11 protein-coding genes and 1 pseudogene are annotated in these 20,312 nt (G+C 67.7%); 7 read left to right on the top strand and 5 right to left on the bottom strand.

Going from position 1 to position 20,312, the window contains the following annotated elements; translation table 11 throughout:
* Positions 1-154: 154 nt before the first annotated feature.
* Positions 155-937 carry an enoyl-CoA hydratase/isomerase family protein gene (locus tag H0E84_RS01995; protein ID WP_180676953.1) on the bottom strand — a complete coding sequence of 261 codons (783 nt, stop codon included), beginning with the start codon at positions 935-937 and terminating at the stop codon, positions 155-157.
* Between the two features lie 190 nt (positions 938-1,127).
* On the opposite strand from H0E84_RS01995, the gene H0E84_RS02000 reads away from it, so the two are divergent.
* The 5 genes and pseudogenes from H0E84_RS02000 to H0E84_RS20140 all read left to right on the top strand — a co-directional run bounded on the left by H0E84_RS02000 (position 1,128) and on the right by H0E84_RS20140 (position 4,901).
* On the top strand, positions 1,128-1,829 hold the full coding sequence (locus H0E84_RS02000; protein WP_180676954.1) for an FKBP-type peptidyl-prolyl cis-trans isomerase N-terminal domain-containing protein: 702 nt from the start codon (positions 1,128-1,130) through the stop codon (positions 1,827-1,829).
* 350 nt (positions 1,830-2,179) lie between these two features.
* Positions 2,180-3,003, top strand: a pseudogene (locus H0E84_RS02005) (NUDIX hydrolase).
* Positions 3,000-3,860, top strand: coding sequence for a sulfurtransferase (locus H0E84_RS02010; RefSeq protein ID WP_180676955.1), 861 nt, complete (start codon positions 3,000-3,002; stop codon positions 3,858-3,860). The pseudogene H0E84_RS02005 and the gene H0E84_RS02010 overlap by 4 nt, the downstream one beginning before the upstream one ends.
* A gap of 324 nt (positions 3,861-4,184) precedes the next feature.
* Positions 4,185-4,430 (top strand): alpha/beta fold hydrolase, encoded by a 246-nt coding sequence (locus H0E84_RS20135; protein WP_219339550.1) that lies wholly within the window; start codon positions 4,185-4,187, stop codon positions 4,428-4,430.
* A gap of 159 nt (positions 4,431-4,589) precedes the next feature.
* Positions 4,590-4,901: an alpha/beta fold hydrolase gene (locus tag H0E84_RS20140; protein ID WP_219339551.1), complete on the top strand. Its 312-nt coding sequence runs from the start codon at positions 4,590-4,592 to the stop codon at positions 4,899-4,901.
* A 50-nt stretch (positions 4,902-4,951) separates the two neighbouring features.
* On the opposite strand, the gene H0E84_RS02020 is transcribed toward H0E84_RS20140, so the two are convergent.
* The 4 genes from H0E84_RS02020 to H0E84_RS02035 all read right to left on the bottom strand — a co-directional run bounded on the left by H0E84_RS02020 (position 4,952) and on the right by H0E84_RS02035 (position 8,101).
* The gene (locus tag H0E84_RS02020) at positions 4,952-6,205 is read right to left on the bottom strand and encodes an amidohydrolase family protein (protein WP_257644018.1); all 1,254 of its coding nucleotides are present in this window, start codon (positions 6,203-6,205) and stop codon (positions 4,952-4,954) included.
* A gap of 219 nt (positions 6,206-6,424) precedes the next feature.
* Positions 6,425-6,799 carry a GFA family protein gene (locus H0E84_RS02025; protein WP_180676956.1) on the bottom strand — a complete coding sequence of 125 codons (375 nt, stop codon included), beginning with the start codon at positions 6,797-6,799 and terminating at the stop codon, positions 6,425-6,427.
* Positions 6,796-7,356 (bottom strand): rhodanese-like domain-containing protein, encoded by a 561-nt coding sequence (locus H0E84_RS02030; RefSeq protein ID WP_219339552.1) that lies wholly within the window; start codon positions 7,354-7,356, stop codon positions 6,796-6,798. Before H0E84_RS02030 ends, H0E84_RS02025 begins: the two co-directional genes overlap by 4 nt.
* A 541-nt stretch (positions 7,357-7,897) precedes the next feature.
* Entirely contained in the window at positions 7,898-8,101 is a 204-nt protein-coding gene (locus H0E84_RS02035; RefSeq protein ID WP_180676958.1) for a hypothetical protein, read from the bottom strand.
* Between the two features lie 341 nt (positions 8,102-8,442).
* Between H0E84_RS02035 and H0E84_RS02040 the strand changes: the two genes are divergently transcribed.
* Together H0E84_RS02040 and H0E84_RS20145 are read left to right on the top strand one after the other, a co-directional pair.
* Entirely contained in the window at positions 8,443-13,824 is a 5,382-nt protein-coding gene (locus H0E84_RS02040) for a hypothetical protein (protein WP_180676959.1), read from the top strand.
* Between the two features lie 590 nt (positions 13,825-14,414).
* Positions 14,415-20,276, top strand: coding sequence for an Ig-like domain-containing protein (locus tag H0E84_RS20145; protein WP_257644019.1), 5,862 nt, complete (start codon positions 14,415-14,417; stop codon positions 20,274-20,276).
* The last annotated feature ends 36 nt before the right edge of the window (positions 20,277-20,312 follow it).

A 20,312-nucleotide genomic window follows, 5' to 3' on the forward strand; every position in this document is an offset into this window, starting at 1 on the left:
CCGCGCCCGCGACGACGGCGGCAGCGCCGCGACGGCCTCGGCATCGAACCCGGCCAGTCCGGCGTCGATCGCAGCGTCCACATCGTCGGCATCGAGCAGGCGCAGCAGCGCCTGCGCCTGCCGCATCGGATCGGGTGCCGGCGCCGTCATGCGCTCAGCGGCCGTGGAACTCGGGCTTGCGCTTTTCCAGGAAGGCGATGGTGCCCTCGCGCATGTCCGCGGTGGAGAAGGTCAGGCCGAACTGCGCGGTCTCGTAGGCCAGGCCCTCCTCGATGCCGCATTCCCCGCCCACGGCGACGCAGTCGAGGATCCCGCGCAGCGCCAGCGGCGCCGCGGCGGCCAGCTGCGCCGCCAGCGCCATGGTCTCGGCCTCCAGGTCGGCCGCCGGCACCACGCGGTTGACGATGCCCAGCTGCAGGGCGCGGGCGGCGTCGATGGGCGCGCCCAGCAGGCACAGCTCCAGCGCCGCGGCGCGGCCGGCCAGCCGCAGCAGCCTCTGGGTGCCGCCGAAGCCGGGAATCAAGCCGAGGTTGATTTCCGGCTGGCCGACCCGCGCGCCCTCGGCGGCGATGCGCAGGTGGCAGGCCATCGCCAACTCCAGTCCGCCGCCGAGGGCGAAGCCGTTGACCATGGCGATCACGGGCTTGGGCAGGGTCTCGATGCGGCGCATGGTGCGCTGCCCGCGGCGGGAGAAATCGCGCGCCTGAACCGGGGCGAGCTGCGCCATCTCGGCGATGTCGGCGCCGGCGACGAACGCCTTGGGCCCGGCGCCGGTGAGCACGGCGACGCGGATCGCCGGGTCGTCCGCCACCGCCTCGAAGGCTTCGTGCAGGGCATCCAGCGTGGCGCCGTTCAGCGCGTTCAGCTTGTCCGGACGGTTGACGGTGACGACGCGGACGGCGTCGTGGTCGGCGATCAGCAGGGGGGAGTCGGTCATCGGCGGGGGGCGGTTTCGGGGTCTGGGGAGGCAGCGCGACGGAACTTCCGCCGGGCGCCGGGGTCGGAAGGGCAGCCGTCATTGGCAGTTAAGCCGTGCGGCCGTTATCCTAGCGCGTTCGTTCGTGGCGGTTCGACCGCTTGCGTCTGGGCGGAACCCCACACCCCGAATCCATCTGGAGATCCACCGCATGAAGTTGCGTTTGCTTGCCGCCACCCTTGCGGCACTGACCCTGACCGCCGGCGCCGCCGCGGCCCAGGACACCTCGTCCGATAAAGGCCGGCTGAGCTACGCGCTCGGCTACGACCTCGGCCGCAATCTGGTCGAAAGCGGCGAGGACATCGACGTCGATACCGTGGTCCGCGCGGTCCAGGACGGCTATGCCCGTCGCGAGCCGTCGGTGCCGGTGGAACAATTGCGCAGCGCCGTCGAAGGCATGCAGCAGCGCCAGGTCACCAAGGCGCGGGCGGCGTTCGAGCAGGCCTCGACCGAGAACAAGACCAAGAGCGACGCGTTTCTTGCGCAGAACCGCTCCAAGTCCGGCGTGCAGGCCCTGCCCAGCGGCGTGCAGTACCGCGTGATCGAGGCCGGCAGCGGCGCCAGGCCCTCGCAGAACAGCGAGGTCGAGCTGCACTACAAGGGCAACCTGCCGAACGGGCCGACCTTCGTCGACACCTACACCGCACAGGAGGGCCAGCAGGCCGGTCCGGTCTCGGTGAAGCTGAGCGAGATCCCGCTGGTGGGCCTGCGCGAGGCGCTGACCATGATGCCGACCGGCGCGCGCTGGGAAGTGGTGCTGCCGCCCGACGTGGCCTACGGCAACACTCCGCAGTCGCCGATCGGCCCGAACCAGGCGGTCGTCTTCGACGTCAAGCTCGTCTCCATCAAGTAACCGCGCGGCCTTCGGGCCGTGCGGCGCGTCGCAGAGCGCCCGGCCGGGGAGCGTCCCCGGCCGGGCGCCGCTGTTTCCGGGATCGGTGCGGCCGCACGCGGGACCCGCCGGCATCGGCCGCATGCCGTCGGCCCGGCCCCGTAGAGCCGAGCTTGCTCGGCTGCGCGGGCTCCGGAGCCAAGAGCAGCGGAGCGAGCTCCGCTCTACGAAGGCGGACAGGCCGCATCGTCGGCCCCGGCACCCCCGTAGAGCCGAGCTTGCTCGGCTGCACAGGCAACCGAAGCCCCGCATCCCGAACGCGCCCGGCCACACAGGCTGCGCCGCTCCCGCCCCGCCTCTAGACTGTCCCCATGAGCATGTCCACCCGCGCCGTCCCCACGCCCTGCACCGGCGTCTGCACCCTCGATGAGGAAGGGCTGTGCCTGGGCTGCCACCGCACCGGCACGGAGATCGCCTGCTGGCTGCAGATGGGCGAGCGCGAGCGTGCCTGGCTGATGGACACCGTATTGCCCGAGCGCGAGGCGAAACGGACGTGATCCGGCAGGTGTCCATCGCGGACCTGGTGCCGGCGCTGCATCCGCTGGACGCGCCTCCGGCCGGCGAGGGCTGGAACCTCGACGAACTCGCGGATCTGCTCCCGCCCGCCGCCAGCCGCTTCGAGGCGGCCGTGCTGGTCGGGCTGGTGGAACGCAATGACGGCCCGCGGGTGCTGCTGACCCGCCGCACCGACGCGTTGCGGCAGCACGCCGGACAGGTCAGCTTCCCCGGCGGTCGCATCGAGCCCGGCGATCGCGACGCACTGGCCGCCGCGCTGCGCGAAGCCCGCGAGGAGATCGGCCTGGCCGCCGCGCAGGCCGAACCGCTCGGTTACCTGGATCCGATGCTGACCGTCAGCGGCTTCCGGGTCCTGCCGGCGGTGGCCGAGCTCGACCCCGCCTTCGTGCCGGTTCCCGACCCGGGCGAGGTGGCGGACGTGTTCGAGGTGGCGCTGTCGTTCCTGCTGGCGCCGCACAGCCTCGAACGCCTCGAGATCGACTACGCCGGCCGCCGCCGCCAGGTACTGCAGTTCCGCAGCGACGCGAAAGCGGTACCGCACCGGATCTGGGGCGCCACCGCGTCCATCCTGCTGAACCTGCGCGAGCGCCTGCGCGAGACCACGGAGGCAAGCACATGAGCGGCTGGACCACCCTTGTCCAGGCGGAAGAGCTGGCCGCGGCGCTGGAAGCGCCGGGCCTGGCGGTGGTGGACTGCCGGCATTCCCTGGCCGATCCCGCGGCGGGCGAGGCCGCCTGGCGCGACGCTCACATCCCCGGCGCGCTGCATGCCGACATGGATCGCGACCTCTCGGCGCCGCCGGCACCCGGCAGCGGGGCGGGCCGCCATCCGTGGCCGCAGGCCGCGGCGCTGTGCCGAACACTGGGGGCATGGGGCATCGCCCCACGATCGCAGGTGGTGGCCTACGACGCCGGCGATGGCGCATTCGCGGCGCGGCTCTGGTTCCTGCTGCGCGCGCTGGGGCATGGCCGGATAGCGGTGCTAGACGGCGGCTGGGCGCGCTGGTCGGCGCTGGGCCTGCCGTGCGAGACGAAAGCGCCGCTGCCGCCGGTTCCGGTCGAATACCCCGAGGCGGAGTTCGACCAGGCGCGCCTGCTCGGCGCCACGCGGGTGCAGGCGCACCTGCGCCAGGGCGGCCTGCTGCTCGACGCGCGTGCCGGCGAGCGGTTTCGCGGCGAAACCGAGCCCGTCGACCGCATGGCCGGGCATATCCCCGGCGCGACCAGCCGGCCCTATGCCGCCAACCTGTCCGATGGGCGCTTCAAGCCGCCGGCGCTGCTCCGCGATGAATTCGAGACGCTGCTGGCCGGCCGACTCGCGGACCAGGCGGTGGCGATGTGCGGCTCGGGCGTCACCGCCTGCCACCACCTGCTGGCCATGGAGCATGCGGGGCTGAAGGGCGGGCGGCTGTACACGGGATCGTGGAGCGGCTGGATCGACGATCCGGCGCGGCCGATCGCGACAGGGGCGGGCTGAAGCCGGGGCGCGCCCGCGCGTGAAGCGGCGGCTTCGATGTCTTGCCAGCGGCGCGGATACTCGGGAGGAACCGGTGCCCGAGATCGTTTCGGCGGCGTTTTCCGCGACTATCACCCACAGGTAACGCCGCAGTGCCCATCACAGGCCCCAACGTTCCGATGGGGATCGATGCGTGGAAACGAAACGACTGCGTCTGTCCGGCGGTGCCGAGCTGTCGTTCATCACGGCGGGCGAGGCGTCCAAGCCCACCGTGCTGCTGCTGCACGGGACTCCGAACTCGGCGCGAATGTTCCGCGACGTCGTACCCGCGCTGGCGCAGGCCGCGTGCGTCGTCGCGCCCGATCTGCCCGGCATGGCGAGTCCGACGCGCTGCCGGAGGTCTCGTTCGCCGCCATCGGTCAGGCGATCTCCGAACTGCTGGACCGGCTCGAGGTTGGGCCGCGGTTCGTCTACCTGCATGATTGGGGCGCGCCGGTGGGCCTGCAGATCGCGATGCAGGCGCCCGAGAAGGTCCTGGGCCTCATCGTCCAGAACGCCAATGCGCATCGAACGGGGTGGGGGCCGGGCTGAGACGCGACGCAGGCCTACTGGTCGCAGCCGAACGCCGAAAACGAAGCGGCGGCTACCGCGCATCAGACCCTCGCGGGCACGCGCGACATCTACGTCTCCGGCGTCCCATCGGACGTGGCAGAGAGTATCCCTGCCGAATACAGGGAAGAGGATTGGCGGATGATGAACCTGCCGGGCCACATGGACACGCAACGAGCGCTGATCGCGGACTACGGGAACTACGCCGCCCGCTTCGATGCCATCGCCAGGTACCTCGAACGCTGGCAGCTCCCGGCCGTGATGATCTGGGGAAGGCACGACATCTATTTCGAACTCGCCGAGGTGCTGTCGTGGATGCGCGCGTTGCCGAGGATGGAGGCCCACGTCCTCGACGCCGGCCACCTGCTGCTCGAAACGCATGCGGCCACGGCGGCGTCGTTGATGCTCGACTTCATCAGGCGTACCCAAGAGAAGGCGAACGGTCGGGCCTGAGGGAGTCTGGATCGACTCTCCCTGCCGGAGGTCCGGCGCGCCGCTGCAAGCTAAGGCCGGTGCCAGGGCGCCGGGTGGATCACCTCGCCGCCGCGTACGGTGTAGCGGACATTGGAAAATGCCCGCAGATCGTCGGCGGGATCGCTGCCGAGGACGACCAGGTCGGCATCCATTCCCGCCTCGATGCGCCCCTTGCGCGCGTGCTGGCCGAAGCGCCGGGCCGGCGTGGTCGTAAGGCTGGCGAGAATCGCGCGCCAGTCCATCCCCGCGCCGGCCATGAGTTCGAATTCGCGAGAGGTGTCGGCTTGGTCGATATAGCCGATGTCGGTACCGAACAGGACCTGCCCGCCCGCTTCGTGGAACAGGCGCAACTGCTGCTGGACGATGCCTGCGACCTCTTCCACGACCGTTTCCGGCGCATTCTCCTTGCGCACCTCGATCTCGAACAACTGCAGCGTCGGGGTCAACGCGACATCCCCATCCACCAGCCGCCGTGCGAGTTCGGCACTCCACGGCCCGGAAGCCGGCGTTGGGTGCGCGAGCACGTCGATGCCGCCGGCAAGCGCGAGTTCGATGCCCTCCATCGTGGTCGGATGGGCGAACGCGGGCTTGCCGGCGCGATGGGCCTCGTCGACGACCGCACGGACGATCTCCAGGTCCATCAGTCTCACCCCCGTTCCGTCGTCGACGATGGCCCCGATGAACAGCTTCACCCCGTCGGCACCCTCCGCCAGCTGTCGACGCGCGCGCTCGCGCGCCTCGCTGGCCGTCGCGACCTCGGCGCTGGGCGCTGCCATCGACTCCAGCAGATCCTTCACGTAGGACGGCGTGCCGTCCGCGGGGAAGAACGGCATGTCGACGGTCAACAGCGACGGCCCCGCAACTTCACCCGCGGCAATGCGCTTGCGCAGCGTGGCGGCGTTTCCGGGCGGAAACGAGGCGATATCGAAGACCGTGGTGAAGCCCCAGTGCGCGAACATCCGCCGCAGGGCGAACGCCAGTTCGGCCGGCGAGCGTGCCGTCGCCTCGCTCAACGGCAACGGCAGGATGTGGGCGTGGCTGTTCCAGAATCCGGCCACGACCGAGCCGCCTTCGGCATCGATCACCTCCGCGCCATCCGGCACCGCCACGTCCGTTCCCACCTGGACGAGCTTGCCGTCACGCACCAGCACCGTTCCTTTTGCGATCGGCTGCGCATCCGGCGACGGATGGATGCGTGCGTTGACGATCGCGAGTTCCCCGGCCCAAGCAGCGTCGGCCAGCAGAAGAAACGGTAGAACCATCAGCATCAGCCACGCACGCATCGAACGCCTCCCGGAGCCAGAATACGGGCAATGATATGGACTGAACGTCGGTGACGAACAGCTTTGAAGGTCCGAGGTCCGAGGTCCGTACAGGCAGCGCCGCTCTTCACCGAAGCAGGCCCTGCGCCAAGGCGCGGCTGGTAGCCGGGCCGCTGGCACCTATTCCTTGGCGGCCCGCCCTGTGCAGTACGTGCTGGGGGTCATGGCATGAATGGATTGTCAGGGTGCAGCCGGCGCGAGGGACTGCGCCGCGCCGTTGCTGGCGCCGATGGCCCCGATGGCCGCCATGTCGACGCCGATGATGCATGCGACATTGAAGCCGTACTCCGTGGGAACGCTGCGCCGCTGATGGTGGGTGTAAATGCCGCAGATGCTGCAGAAGTAGTGCTTGGCGATCTTGGTGTTCCATTGATAGAGCGAAAGCTTGTCCTCGCCCTTCACGACACGAAGCCCCTCGAGCGGCACGCCGGCCATGACCGCGCCTTTGCGGCTGCAGATGGAGCAGTTGCAGCGGCGGACGTTCTCGAAGCCGTTCTCGAGCTCGACCTCGAACTCGACGGCCCCGCAGTGGCAGCTTCCTCTCTCGGTTCTCATCGTTCTCCAACGTCTTTGACAATGGATCCTTCGAACGCGATCCGCGGATCGTTCACGTTCACGAGCTCATCCAGCTCGTACACGTTTCGATATCCATACCCATACAGGTTGATGTATGTCGGAATGTTCAGGGCCATCATGATCGGCCTTTCTTGAGCGGCGAACTGTGCCGACAACGAATCTCCTGGCCGGGGAAAGGCCACCTTGGTGGCGAAATCGATCTGGTTGCCTTCGAAATTGTTGTTGCAGTAGATCAGTACCGTCGTATCGAAGGAGGGTATGATTTCCCGCAGGCTGTCTTGCGTGAAGTCGGTGAAGCTCAGATGCTTCGCCCCTTCGACGTGAATTCGCTCATAGCGGAACGTTGATCGCGTATCGAGAACGACGCCCCCCGGCTGCCTGCTCATATTCAAGAACGTATCGAGATCGACCAGGCGGCTTGCCCGGTGCGCTTCGACCTGGGAAACCAGGCCCTTGAAATCGTCGAAACTGACCTTGGCGGGTGGGTGGCTCTTCACTTGCGCCGATGTTTGTGCAGCGACCACCAGCATGGTCATCAAAACCAATAGCTTCGACTTCATTGTCTGTCCTCTCGATGGAGGGTCGTCGACGCCGGAAATAGACTCAGCTGCCAAACGGCTTTGGCTCGACCGAGTTTTTGGGCGCCGGGAATTGTAAGCCTAAGCGTGATAGCCGTAGCCCCGAAGCGTCCCAGCAGCCGGACGAGACCCGAACACGTTGCGCGCCGTGCCGACACCGGGCCAGCTTGCGGGTCGCCATCGTGTTCGGCAACAGCAGGCTCCCGCTGTGGATCTGGCGGCTGGGGATGTATCTGCTCAAGGTGAATCTGTCGGTGCTGGAGCTAATGCGCCACAGGGCGGGTTCAGGACATGGGTGAAGTACAGCCCGCGCGCTGGAGAAGGGTTCCGAATCGAGATATGGCGGGACGAAGCGCTCGTGCTGCGCTGGTGCCGGCATCCGCGCAGCAGCGATGAAACAAGACCCTTGCACTCGCCTTCACGAAGTTATATGTTCCCCCAAGGTGCCGCGGAGAAGGGGGCTTCTTCCGGTATCGAGAAGTTTCATTGAAAAGGACTTTTAGGGGACCTCATGCACGTCGTTCAGGGGGCTGACGCCCGCGGTTTCGCGGTGCGCGTGTTTGCGTGTGTTTTCTTGCTGGGGGCTGCGAATCGGGTATCGGCGCGCTTTGCGCGCGCGCAGCCCGATGCGACCGCTGCGAATGAACCCGATGAAGCGCTTCAGCCGCAGGCTGCGGGCGGCGCACTGCTTTTCCCTGTCCATGCAGACCTAGGCGCGACAGGCGATCCTTTGGGAGATAGCGCGTGGAATCCCCATCCGCGCGGCGTGGATGCGCTCGACGGATGCGTCCGGTCAGCGCCGGCCGGTCTCCACGCGCTTCCATCGCGAGTGCCGTGTCCTCCCGCCGAGGCTGCTCTCCTATCGCCTCCAATACGAGATCGCGCTGCGCATCCTGCGCGCGGGCGAACCGCTAGCCGCAGCGACTGCAGACGGCCTCGCCTGGACGGGTGCCCGTCCGGTCACGGCCTTCGACGGTAGCGGCCTCGGGCGCGTCGGCGCTATCGATCGCTGATCGTCTCGGCACCAGACTTCGGAACGACCACATGCCACACCGCCTCGCGACAACCTCCCGCGGTCCGCTGCCGGCCGAGCGCCGGATGCCGGCGATCTTGCGCGGAGCGACGCCATGCCACGCCGCATGGATATTCACGTGGGTCGCGGTTGCGGTCATGGCGGTGCTGGTGTCGCCCGCGACCGCGCAGACCCATGTGTCGGGCCCGGTCGCCGTGGACACGCAGTGGACGGCGGACGAGAGCCCCTACCTGCTGTCCGGCGACGTGCAGGTCCAAAGCGGTGCGGTGCTGAAGATCGAGGCCGGCGTCATCGTCTACATGGGCGCCGCTGCCGGCCTGGCGGTGGAAGCGGGAAGCATCGAGGCAGCCGGGACGAACACGCACCCGATCCAGGTGTTGTCCGACAAGACGCGTACCGGCGAGGTTGCCGCTGCCGGCGACTACCGGGAATGGAGCTTCAACAGCGGCGACGCAGGCAGCCGCCTGGAGCACATGATTTTCGAGCATGGGAGCGGCTTGGTGGTACAGGGCGCTTCTCCCGTCTTCAATCATCTGGATATTCGCAACCACCAGGGGCCAGCCATCAGGATCGACCTGGACTCCTCGCCGAGCGGTGTCGGCAATCGCGCGAGCGGCAACACGCTCAACGGCATCAGCGTACCCGCTGGGGACATTCTGGGAAGTGCCCGCTGGGCGCTTCGCGGAATCCCTTACGTCATCGAGTCCGGGGCCGTGTCGGTCGGCGCGAGCCCCGAGATCCTGGGCCTGACCCCCGATGTCCTCGTGGAGGGGGAGACCACGGAAATCGTGGTCTCCGGAACCCGTCTCGGTGGTGTCACCCAGGCGAGAACGGCTGTCGATGGCGTGCAGTTGCAGATCGTGCCGGGAGGAACGGACACCCAGCTGGCGATCAGCGTCGCGGTTCCGGAAAGCGCGGATGCCGCCGTCGCGGACCTGGAACTCCTGGCATCCGCGGGCTGGGTCGGCAGGGCCGAAGCGTTCGCGATCCAGGGCGCGCGACCCGTGTTGGTCGCCGTCGATCCCCAGTCCGTCTACCTTGGGCAGCCCGACCCCAGGATCGAGATCGAGGGCAGGAACCTCCGGGCCGAGTCCATCCTGCTGCTGGACGGGGTCGAAATCCCGTCGGCACTCGCCGGCAGCACGACCATCACAGCCACGTTGCCGACCCAGACGGCGGTTGGTTCGCGGGTACTTCAACTGCGCACGCCGGATCCCGAAAGCGGCGGCGAGCCGATCCATTCGAACGAGCTGAGCCTGACCGTGCTCGCCGCAGAAATCAGGCTGCCGGATGCGCTCTCGCTGCTGCGCGGCGAGACCAGGCAGGTGCGACTGGAGATCCCCTATCCGGCACCGCCGGGCGGTTTCGAGATCTCTCTCCTGGCCGATGCGCCGGCGTATCTCGGGGTGCCTTCGACCGTCACGGTGGTCGAGGGCCAGTTGGCCGCGGAATTCGCTGCGGAGGGATTGGACTCCGGCAGCGGAAGCCTCGTTGCGAGCGCGGACGGGTTCGAAGCGGCGTCCTTGGCGTTCGAAGTGGTCCAGCCGCCGGCGCTTTCGCTGTCGGTCGACTCCGATGTGTTCCTCGTCGACCAGAGCTACCAGCTCCAGGTTGCGGCCTCGAGCGTGGCCGGTGCCGAAGGCATCGCGCTCCAGCTGACCAGCAGCGATCCTGCCGTTGCATCGGTGCCCGTGGCGGCAACCATTCCCGCCGGGGAGCAGCAGACCATGGTCACCATGACCACGGCGAGCAGTGGTAGCACATCGGTCGGGGTCGCGGCGGCAGGATTCGAGCCGGGTGTGCTCGAAGTGACCGTCAGGTCCGATCTGCTCCATCTGCCTTCCGGCGTATGGGTCGAGCAGGGAGTATCGAGATCCATCCCATTGAACATCGGATCGCCCGCTCCTGCCGGTGGGCTGGTCGTAGAACTCTCCTCCTCGCATCCAGATGCGCTGGCGGTTCCGTCCAGCGTGACGATCCAAGAGGGGCAGATGTCGGCCGATGTGGACCTGTCGGCGTTCCATGATTCGCACCATGGGACCGTTTCGATCACGGCGATCGCCGAGGGCTACGCGCCAATCACCGTTCCTGCGACAGTGCTGCGTGCAGCATGGGCTGGGCTGCTTTGGGATTCCGTGCCCTACCACGACGATCTCTATGTGGCCGTAGGGGAGAACATCGACTACACCTTCAGGGTGGGCGAATACGTTCCCCAGGAGGACGTAACGTTTACCCTGGTCTCTTCCGATACGGCGATTTTCATTTCCAATCCCAACGCGACGCTCACCCAGGCGAACGGTGGCGTGGGCACAGTCGCTTTCACGGGCGTTGCAGCGGGAGAAGCGCAACTCACCCTCAATGCCCCGGGCCTCCGGGAGCACACGATGCGGGTAATCGTGCTCCAAGACCCTGAAGTGCGCTTCCAGCAGTCTGAAATGACGGTCGGAATCGGTATGAGGACCGTCGGAAGCGTCGCGTTGTACGAAAACGGGGCGCCTTACATCAATCAGGGCCATCCGATCCTCGTGCGTTTCACCAGCGAGTCGTCGGCGATTTCAATCAGTCAGGGCGAGCTGTATCCCGGTTCGACCAGTTTCAGCTTCGATCTGCACGGTCCGGATACGGCTCTGGCGGAGCCGGCGGTCGTCCAGGTAGCCGTGAAAGGCTTCGCGCCGGCAAACAGCCTGAGTGTGACGGCCGTAAAGCCGCAGTTGCAGTTCCGCAATCTATCTCTTGAGCGCTACGTCGGCGACGCCGTCGCCACTGGCGAGCTGTACATGGCGGTGCCCGGCGACGAATCCGGAACCATCCAGCGACTAAGGCACGGTACATCGGTGGGGTTGTCGCTGACCGACGTGGATGGAGACACGGGCGTTTCGCTATTGGATCCCTCCGTCTCTTGGAGTCCAGGCCAGGAGTCCGTGCAGGTGAGGTTCGGTAGCCCAGCGAGTCCTGGCAGCTATTCGGTTACTGCGACGTCCCCGGCTGCGGATTCCGTGACTGCGGGCCCGGTGGTCGTAACGGTGTCCGAGTTCCAACTCGTACTGACGGATTGGTCGTGGTCCTCGGAAGCGCTGGGCGAACTCGTGCTGGGCGAAGGAATGACGCGCTCCGGGTACGTGGCGAGATGGCGCAACGGCTCCCCAGATCCCGGCGTGGAGCCGTTGACGATCAACCTGCGCTGCGTGCCGATCGGCGCGTGCACCGTTTCTCCCCAGACGGTCGTCATTCCGGCCAACCAGCGAAGCATCGGCTATGCGGTGTCCCATGCGCCCGGCTACTCGGGGGCCGCACCCGTCGTGGAAGCGGTGGCCGAGGGCTATCCGGCGCTCAGCGTCCCGGTAAGCCTCGTCGCGTTGCGGCCGAGGATCCTGGAGCTGAGTACCAGCCGCACGACAGCGAGCGCGGCGGATGGCTTCAAGGTGAGACTCGGGTCGGCATCCGGCGAGCAGCTCGAGCACAACACGCCTACCGCGCCGCTTGCGGTCGACTTCGAGATCGTGGACGACGCGCCCAGCGGCCTGGTCCCCGGATTCCTGGTGCGGACCGCGCAGGGCGAACCACCCCAGCCCGGCACCTCCATCCTGCTCGACGGGCTCGAGTCCTTTGGCGACTACTGGAGCGACGACTACGCGGTGTCTGTGGCGACGCCACAGTCGGCGGGCAGTTACAGGATCCGCGCGACCCTTCGGGACGGCGGTGCCAGCGTCACCTCGAACACGGTCATCGTCAGCGGAGAAGTCGCGCTGGAGTTCGGCAGGAGCCAACTCCTGCTCGGGCGTGGCATGAGGCAGCGGGTCTGGATCGAGCGCACGAGCGATGGCCAGCCCGTCGAGGATGGGCCCGAACAGGCCGTCACCTGGTCCTGCGTGCCTTCTTCCGTCTGCGGCCTCGACGGCGCCAACGACTTCCATGCCGGATCGTCGAGCGCGTCCGTGGAGGTGCAGGGTCTCGATCTGACCGGGGCCACCCCGGCCCGCCTGCTCGCCGGCGTTCCGGGATATCCGCCGGCCGAGATTCCGTTGATCGTGGTCGAGCCCTCCATCGAGTTCGAAGGCCTGAGCCCGTTCCGCGATCTGGGCGCGCCGGACTGGGACAGGTTCGATGTGCGGCTCCGTGTACCGGATCCGTCGCTCGGTTCTCAGCAGGTGATGCCGGGCTTCCAGGTGGAGCTGGAACTGGTCGACGCTTCACCGGCCGATGTCGTCGATGGAATCGCGGGTTCCGACCAGGTCCCGACCGCCTCGAAGATCGTCGGCATTTCCGCCGCCGGTTCCGCGTTCGCCTACGTCGCCCCGCCGAATGTCGCGGGCACCTACCGGATCCGCGCTTCGGTGGTCGCCGCCCCCGTGGTCAATGGTGTTCCGATCGATGTCCAGCCGGTGCTTTCCGGCCTGGTCGAAGCGCGCGACGATACCTACATGCTGGAGTGGGGCGACTCCGAGGTCGTCGTGGGTCTGGGAATGACGCGGAACGTCGTCGTTCGGCAGATGCGCAACGGCAATCCCTACTCTGCCGACGTCCCGAAGACGATCCACCTGGGCTGCGCGCCTTCGTCGGCGTGCGGGGTTCCGGCCTCGGTCTCGATACCGCCGCACCAGTCGAGCGTCTCCGTTCCGCTGCAAGGGCTCGCTCTCGCAGACGGAAGCGTCGGTGCCCTGCTGACGGCCAGACCGGATGGCTACGGCTCCGACCATGAGCGCAGTGTGGCGGTCCAGGTGGTGGCGCCGGCGCTGCGCCTGTCGGGGGTTTCGACCGAACGGTACGTGGCGACGGTGCCAAGCCCCTTCTATCTGGCTGCCGGAGGACCTGGTGGGGAACATATCGGCGCTACGCCTTCAGAGTGGACGTTCTCCTGGGAGCTCGTGAACGCCGATCCGGCTGGCATCGTAGCGGTGGTCGACTATGTCTGGGATGGTGGCGCGGGGAGCTACGAACCAGTCGAAGAGCTGTCGCTGCCGGCGTCCTACTACCTGTCGTCGCCGACAGCACCGGGCGCCTATCGCCTGAAGATTTCGGGTCACGGGATGGAAGTCGTCTCCGATTCCGTCACGGTGCTTGCCGACGGTCCGCGCGAGCTCCGGACGTGGGGCGACCTCGAGCTCGACCCGTGGCAGAACGAAGACTACCCCGCTTGGGCGTTCGTGGGACGACTGATCGGTGGCCAGGAGCACATGCCGGCCGAAGCACTGACGGTCGCGGTGTCCTGCGAGTCGGACTGGGGGTGCTCGGTCCCGGCCACCACGACCATCCCGGCCGGCCAGTCCGGCGTCGAATTCGAGGTGCGAATTGGAAACGGCGAGCCCGGAGACGAGGGTGTGATCCATCTGCAGGCCGATGGATACCCACCCGCGAGCTTCAGGGTCTTCGTTCCTCTTTCCGGCGGGTCCTAATCGCCGCCAGCCGCGAACAGACCGTCTCAATCGCCCAGATCACCAGACCAGACCACCCAATCATGTCGAAGAAAACGCTCATCGCCATCGCCTGTCTGGCCTGCATCGGCCAGGCCCTGGCTGCCGAGTTGCGAATCGAGCAGGGCGTCGTGGTCAAGTTCGGTCCTGATGCGCAGCTGGTGGTACGCGACAGGATCGTCGGCGAAGCGGGAGCGGTGCTGACCAGTCGGAACGACGATGCCGCGGGCGGCCAGAGCCATCCCGACGCACGGGTGCCGGCGGCGGGCGACTGGGCCGGCGTTCGCGTCGAAAAATCGAGCGGCTCCTTCGATGCGTCGACCTTCGACGGTCTGACGATCCGCTATGCGGGGGGCGGGGATGGCGAACGGGAGCGCGCGGGCCTGATGCTGCGCGGGGTCGGTCCCGAGCTGCGCCATCTGCAGGTCACCGGCAGCACGACCGGATTGCGGCTCGTCGAGCGCGCCTCGCCCGCGATCGTTGGGTCGAGTTTCCTGGGAAACGACGTCGGCGTTGATGTCGACGATGACGGCCAGCCCACCATCGCCAGCACGCAGTTCGTCGGTAATGCCATGCAGGCGATCCTCAACCGGACGCCCGCCACGGTCGTGCCCGCCACCGGCAACTGGTGGGGGCATTCCAGCGGCCCCCAGGATCCGGTCGGCAATCCCGGCGGCCTGGGCGATCCGGTATCGACCGGCGTGAACTACGGCGGCCATCTCACCGCGGTGCCGCTGCTCGATCCGACCATCCGCCTGGCCGCCCCGGCTCCGTACTACGAGCAGTCGCGGATCTCGCTGGAACTGTCGTGCGTCAACGCCGTCGAATACCGGATCGCCGAGGGCGGCAACTTCTCGGGCGTTGCGTTCAGGCCGTTGCCGAACGGTCGCGCGACCGTCGAGTTCGATCTCTCCGAGGGCGATGGACGCAAGGCGCTGGGCGTGGAGTTCCGGGCGGCCGGCGGCGCGCTGGCCACCGCCTCGCTTCAAGGCGGCGTGCTCGTCGACACCCAGTCGCCGACGGTGTCGGTGAACAACCCCGCCCCGGGCAGCCACGTCAACGCTCCGATCACCATCGAAGCCACCGCCGCCGACGTCTCCGGCGTGCAGCACGTGGAGTTCTACCTGGGTGCCGAGCTTCTTGGTATCGACACCGATGCTCCCTATACGCACGACTGGGATCCTTCCGTCGTGGCCGACGGCGACTACGTCGTCAGGGCGGTCGCGACCGACGGCGCAGATCGCGTCGGCGAGCGTGCTGTCCCGATCACCGTGGCCCACGGCGCTCCGCTGCCCGACACCGAGGGGCCGCAGCTGACCGACGTGGAGGTGGATGGCCTGCCGCTGGTCGATGGCGCCACCTTCACCCGCAGCGCCAGCCTGACGTTCACCGCCACCGATCGCAGCGCGATCTCGCGCATCGAGTTGCTGCTGGATGGCGCCGTGGTCGCGACGGCGACAGAAAACACCCACTATTCCGTGGTTTTCGACCTGACCGGCGTCGCCAACGGCGACCACAGCCTGGCCCTGCGCGCCATGGACTCGCTGGCCAACGAAAGCACGCTCGCGTACGCGATCACGGTGGCGCACGCGGCCCCCCCCGCTCCCGTGCTGACGCAGCCCACCGAGGGCTTGGTGACCCGCAACCCCAACCTGCCGGTGTCCGGGACGGCCCAGCCCGGCAGCAGCGTCCAGATCATCCTCAATGACGAGCCGGTTGCCGATCCGATGACCGTCGCCGCCGATGGGCGCTTCTCCACGGTGATCATCCTGAGCCCCGGGAGCAATGCGCTGCAGGCCGTCAGCACAGATCTCCACGGCTCCAGCCCGCTTTCCGACGCGGTATCGGTCACTCTGGATTCCACCGTGCCGTCGGCGCCTGGCAACTTGGCGGCGGCCGTCGCCGCCGGGGGCAGGATCCGGTTGAACTGGTCGGCGTCCAGCGACCCGAACGTCGTCGCCCACGACATCTATCGCGCCACCCGCGAGTTCGCGGCCATCGGCGAGGCGCAACTGCTGCTGCGGCTGTCCGCCTCGGCCGCCACGCACGAGGACGCGCCGGCCGGCGACGGCACGTACCACTACCGCGTGGTGGCGGTGAATGCGGTCGATACTCCGAGCGCTCCCACCAACCTGGCGAGCGCGACGATCGACCGCTCGGGGCCGTTCGCGGAGCGCATCGAGTACACCGCCCGCGGCGCATACGATGCCGGTACGGGGACGTTCGGCCGGGGTCCGATGGACATCAAGGTCACGGTCAGCGAACCGCTCTCGGGGACGCCCTATTTCAGCCTGGTACCCGAGGGCGGGCTGCCGATTCCGGTCGATCTGATCAAGCGAAGCGACACGCTCTACGAGGGCGTTCTGACGCTAGGCGTCAGTGCCGGCACCGGCATGGCCAATGTGCTGTTCTCCGCGCGCGATCTGGTAGGCAATCGCGGCGTCGAGGTGCGTGAAGGGGCATCGCTACGCATCGACACCCTCGGACCCGAGGTCGTGCAGATCGCCCTGAGTCCGCAGGCCCCCATCAACGTGGACGCGTCCCGGCAGGTGACCGCCACGTTCGGCTTCAGCGAAGCGCTTCCCGCCGGAAATTCGCCGCAACTGCACTACCAGCTGTCCGGGACAGGCCGGCAGCCCATAGTCATCGGCGATCCTCAGCGAATCGATGGCACAACCTGGCAGGTGCAGTTCGAACTGCCGGCCGATGCCGGCCAGGCGGCGGCGGAACTGCTCAGCTTCGGCTCCACGGCCGAGGATGCGCTGGGCAACGTCTCGAACCGGATCGCCGCTCCGAACGAGTTCCAGGTCTACCAGGGCGAACTGCCGGCCCTGAACGTGCCGCTGGGCCTCGCCGCAACCGCGCTGCCGGACGGCCAGGTCCGGCTGGAATGGCAGGCGGTGGACGGCGCCAGCGGCTACCAGATCTATCGCCAGGCCCCGGCGGATGCCGAACTGGGCGAACTCGTTCGAAGCAGCCAGGCGCAGGCCGTCGACAGCACACCGGTGGACGGGAGCTATCGCTACGCAGTGGCGGCCGTCCGGACGTCGAACGGCCAGGAGTCCGTAAGCGGGCAGTCGACCGTCGTCGAAGTCTCCACCAGCCGCACGGCTCCAGGCGCACCGCAGAACCTCGAGTTGAGCCTCACGCCACAGGGCGTGCTGGCCACCTGGCAGCCGCCCCTCGGGCCGGCGCCCGCCAGCTACAGGCTCTACCGGGCCGCCACGTCCGCCATCACGTCGGTGGATGGCCTGACACCGATCAAGCAGGGCATCCGGACCACCCAGGCCGTGGACGCCGTGCCGTCGCAGGACGAGCATGCCTATGCGGTCACCGCGCTGGATGCGGCAGGCAACGAATCGGCCATCTCCAACTCGGTCTATCTCAACTTCAGCCTGCTGCCCGTCAAGCACCTCCAGGTGGAGCAGATCGACACCGGCCTGCCGGTGCTGAGCTGGGAGCCGAACGGCGCAGGTGCGGTGGGCTACGACGTGTATGTCGGCGAAGGCGAGGAGCGATTCAAGCTGACGCCAGAACCCGCTTCCGCGACCACGCTGACCGATACCGGTTTCACCGGCGGAGAACGGCGCTATACGGTCGAGACGGTCGATGCCAACGATGTCCGCATGCCGCGCGGCATCGTGCTTCCCAACGCCACGATGCAAATCGTCGGCGGGCTGCCGCTCAAGCGCAACGTGATGAACCGCGTCAACGTCCAGGTGAGCAACCTGTCGAGCGATACGCTCACGGCGGCGCGGCTGGTCGCAACGCTCGCCAGCCGCGAGTTCAGCACCGAGGCGTTCGTGCTGGACGGCAACGCCACCCGCCTAGTGCCGCTGGTCATCGGCGGGCATCCCGACCTGCCGAGTCCGGCCACGCTCGACCTGGTCCTGGAGAACATTGCCAGCGAGGGCGAGCTGATGCGCATGGGGCGCCGCCAGCAGGTCGACGTGGTCGACAGCGCGCTGGTGGTCGGCCTCGATGCCGAGAACTTCACCCGCGGTGCTACCGGCAGGGTGCGGTTGACGGTGGAGAACACATCCGAGGTGGAGGTGGAGCTGCTGACCGCGCGCAACTTCGGTCGCGACGCGTCTAACGAACTCCGCCTCAAGCTGCTCGATGGCGACGGCAACCTGCTCAGCACCACACCGTATCTCCAGGCGACGGGGTCCGGGGTCATCACCGTGGCTTCCGGCCAGACCGTGGCGCGCATCGCCCCCGGCCAGCGTTACGTGTCCGGAACTTTCTTGATGCCGGTGCCCGCCAGCGCCCCGGATCGGGTCAGGCTGAAGCTGGAGGTCGACAAGCTGCGCCACAACACCGGGGAGCCCGAGGAAGTGGCGATCCCGGGCATGGGCAGCGAGCGCGTGGTGGACCTGGTGGAAACGCCGTACTACGGCGAGGTCACCTCGGTCGATCCGGTGGTCTCCCACGGCACCGGTGACATCGTGATCCAGGGACGGGCCCTCGATCGGGCCAGCGAGGCAGCCGTCCCCAACGCGCCGTTGAAGATCGCCTTCAGCCAGGAAGGGTTCGAGCGCCTGGCCGACGTGGTCACCGACCCTGACGGCGCCTTCCGATACATCTTGAAGCCCACCATCACCGACTCCGGCCTGTACCGCGTGGGGGCCATCCATCCGGACATGACCGATCGCCCGGAACAGGCGAGCTTCACCATCAACCGGGTCAACATCTCGCCCTCCAGCTTCAGGATGACGGCGCCGCGCAACTACGCCTATCGCATCGATTTCAGGGCAAAGACCGGTACGGGCGCCCGAGCCAGCAACCTGCGCGTCGTGTACGCCCCCGAGTTCCAGCCGAGCGGCGTGCTGCCGCAGGGCATCAGCGTGACGCTGCCTGCGCCGCTCGACATCGCTCCCAGGCAGGACCTGTCCCTGCCGGTCGGCATCGCGGGCGACAACACCGCGGCCCCGAGCGGCCGGCTGGTGCTGGCCGTGATCAGCGACGGCTCCGGCGCCACTCCGCTGGCGCTGCTGCCCGTCGACTACACCCTGACCGAGGCCGTGCCTGCGCTGTATGCCACGCCCAACTACGTCGAGGCGGGACTCGCCCAGGGGCAGTCGGTCATCGAAAAGGTCGAGTTCGAAAACAGGGGCTTCGTCGCGATGACCGACGTGGTCCTGGAACTGCTGAACAACGACGGAGGCGCCGCGCCCGGCTGGATCAGCCTGGCTTCGAGTTCGACGCTTGGGAACATCGGCGTTGGGGAAACGCGCACCGCCGATCTGAGCATCGCTCCACCGGAATCGGTGGCCGAGGGCATCCACGAGTTCAAGCTCCGGGTCTCCGGCGCCAATCTGCCGGCCGAGGACGTCAATATCTTCGTCTCGATCACGCAGTCGGGGCAGGGCAACGTGTTGTTCAAGGCCTCGGACATCTACACCGCGACACGCGACGCCGAAGGCAACCTGATCCCGGGCTTGGCCGGCGCACGCGTGTACGTGCAGAACGAGGCGGTGATCAGCCAGTTCTACGAGCTGACCACCGACGCGTACGGCGAGGCCTACTTCCAGGATCTGCCCGCGGGCAGCTACCGCTACCGGGCCAGCGCCCCAAACCACCAGGAGGCCGGTGGGCGCTTCTCGATCAAACCAGGACTGACCGTCAACCAGTCGGTGTTCCTCGAGTACACGCTGGTCACGGTGGAGTGGTCGGTGCGGGAGATCACCATCGAGGACCGCTACGAGATCATCCTCAACGCCACTTTCGAGACCGACGTGCCGGCGCCGGTGGTGATGCTGCAGCCGACCAGCATCAACCTGCCGAAGATGGCCGCCGGCGAAGTGTTCCAGGGCGAGCTGGTACTGACCAACTACGGCCTGGTGAGGGCGGACGACGTCACCGCCACGCTGCCGGGCGACGACAGCTACTTCAAGTACGAGTTCCTCGCCCAGCCACCCAACAGCCTCGAGGCGAAGCAGCGCGTGCGCCTGCCGTACAGGATCGTCGCGCTGCAGAACTTCGGCAGCGACCAGGGGGCAAGCGCGAGCGCGGAGCCGGTCACGGAGATGTCGCTCAGCGCCATGGCAAGCCAGGCCGCGGCCAGTTCCGGCTCTAACGTATTGATGACACCGACCGCCGAGACGGCAAGCGCAAGCGGCACTCCCGGTTGCTATACCTACAACGCGAGGTATCGGATCCGCTGTCGTCACATCTGCGCCAATGGCGTCTGGAGCAGCAACTGCGGCTCCGGAGCCAACTGGTTCTATACCGAGAGCTGGGGCTGTCCGTCGGGCGGCAGTCCGATCGGTGGCGGAAGCGGCGGGGTCGGCGGCGGAAACGGAGGTCCCGGTGGTTCCGGTGGACCCGACTACTCGCCGATGCCGGGCATACCGTTGTGCGTCCAGGGTAGCGGCGACTGTTTCGAGCCGGACAACAAACAATCCGGCGGTGGCAACGAGGGTGGCCAGTAATGCATGAACTAATCGATGTACGCGCAGCAGTTGTTG

The organism is Luteimonas salinisoli (genome assembly GCF_013425525.1).
Lineage (GTDB): Bacteria > Pseudomonadota > Gammaproteobacteria > Xanthomonadales > Xanthomonadaceae > Luteimonas > Luteimonas salinisoli.

Excerpts from the sequence above, each read along its gene's own strand:
- H0E84_RS01995 (WP_180676953.1), bottom strand. The coding sequence starts at position 937 with ATGACCGACTCCCCCCTGCTGATCGCCGACCACGACGCCGTCCGCGTC.
- H0E84_RS02000 (WP_180676954.1), top strand. The coding sequence starts at position 1,128 with ATGAAGTTGCGTTTGCTTGCCGCCACCCTTGCGGCACTGACCCTGACC.
- H0E84_RS02010 (WP_180676955.1), top strand. The coding sequence starts at position 3,000 with ATGAGCGGCTGGACCACCCTTGTCCAGGCGGAAGAGCTGGCCGCGGCG.
- H0E84_RS20140 (WP_219339551.1), top strand. The coding sequence starts at position 4,590 with ATGATGAACCTGCCGGGCCACATGGACACGCAACGAGCGCTGATCGCG.
- H0E84_RS02020 (WP_257644018.1), bottom strand. The coding sequence starts at position 6,205 with ATGCGTGCGTGGCTGATGCTGATGGTTCTACCGTTTCTTCTGCTGGCC.
- H0E84_RS02025 (WP_180676956.1), bottom strand. The coding sequence starts at position 6,799 with ATGAGAACCGAGAGAGGAAGCTGCCACTGCGGGGCCGTCGAGTTCGAG.
- H0E84_RS02030 (WP_219339552.1), bottom strand. The coding sequence starts at position 7,356 with ATGACCATGCTGGTGGTCGCTGCACAAACATCGGCGCAAGTGAAGAGC.
- H0E84_RS02035 (WP_180676958.1), bottom strand. The coding sequence starts at position 8,101 with ATGGACAGGGAAAAGCAGTGCGCCGCCCGCAGCCTGCGGCTGAAGCGC.
- H0E84_RS02040 (WP_180676959.1), top strand. The coding sequence starts at position 8,443 with ATGCCACACCGCCTCGCGACAACCTCCCGCGGTCCGCTGCCGGCCGAG.
- H0E84_RS20145 (WP_257644019.1), top strand. The coding sequence starts at position 14,415 with ATGCAGGCGATCCTCAACCGGACGCCCGCCACGGTCGTGCCCGCCACC.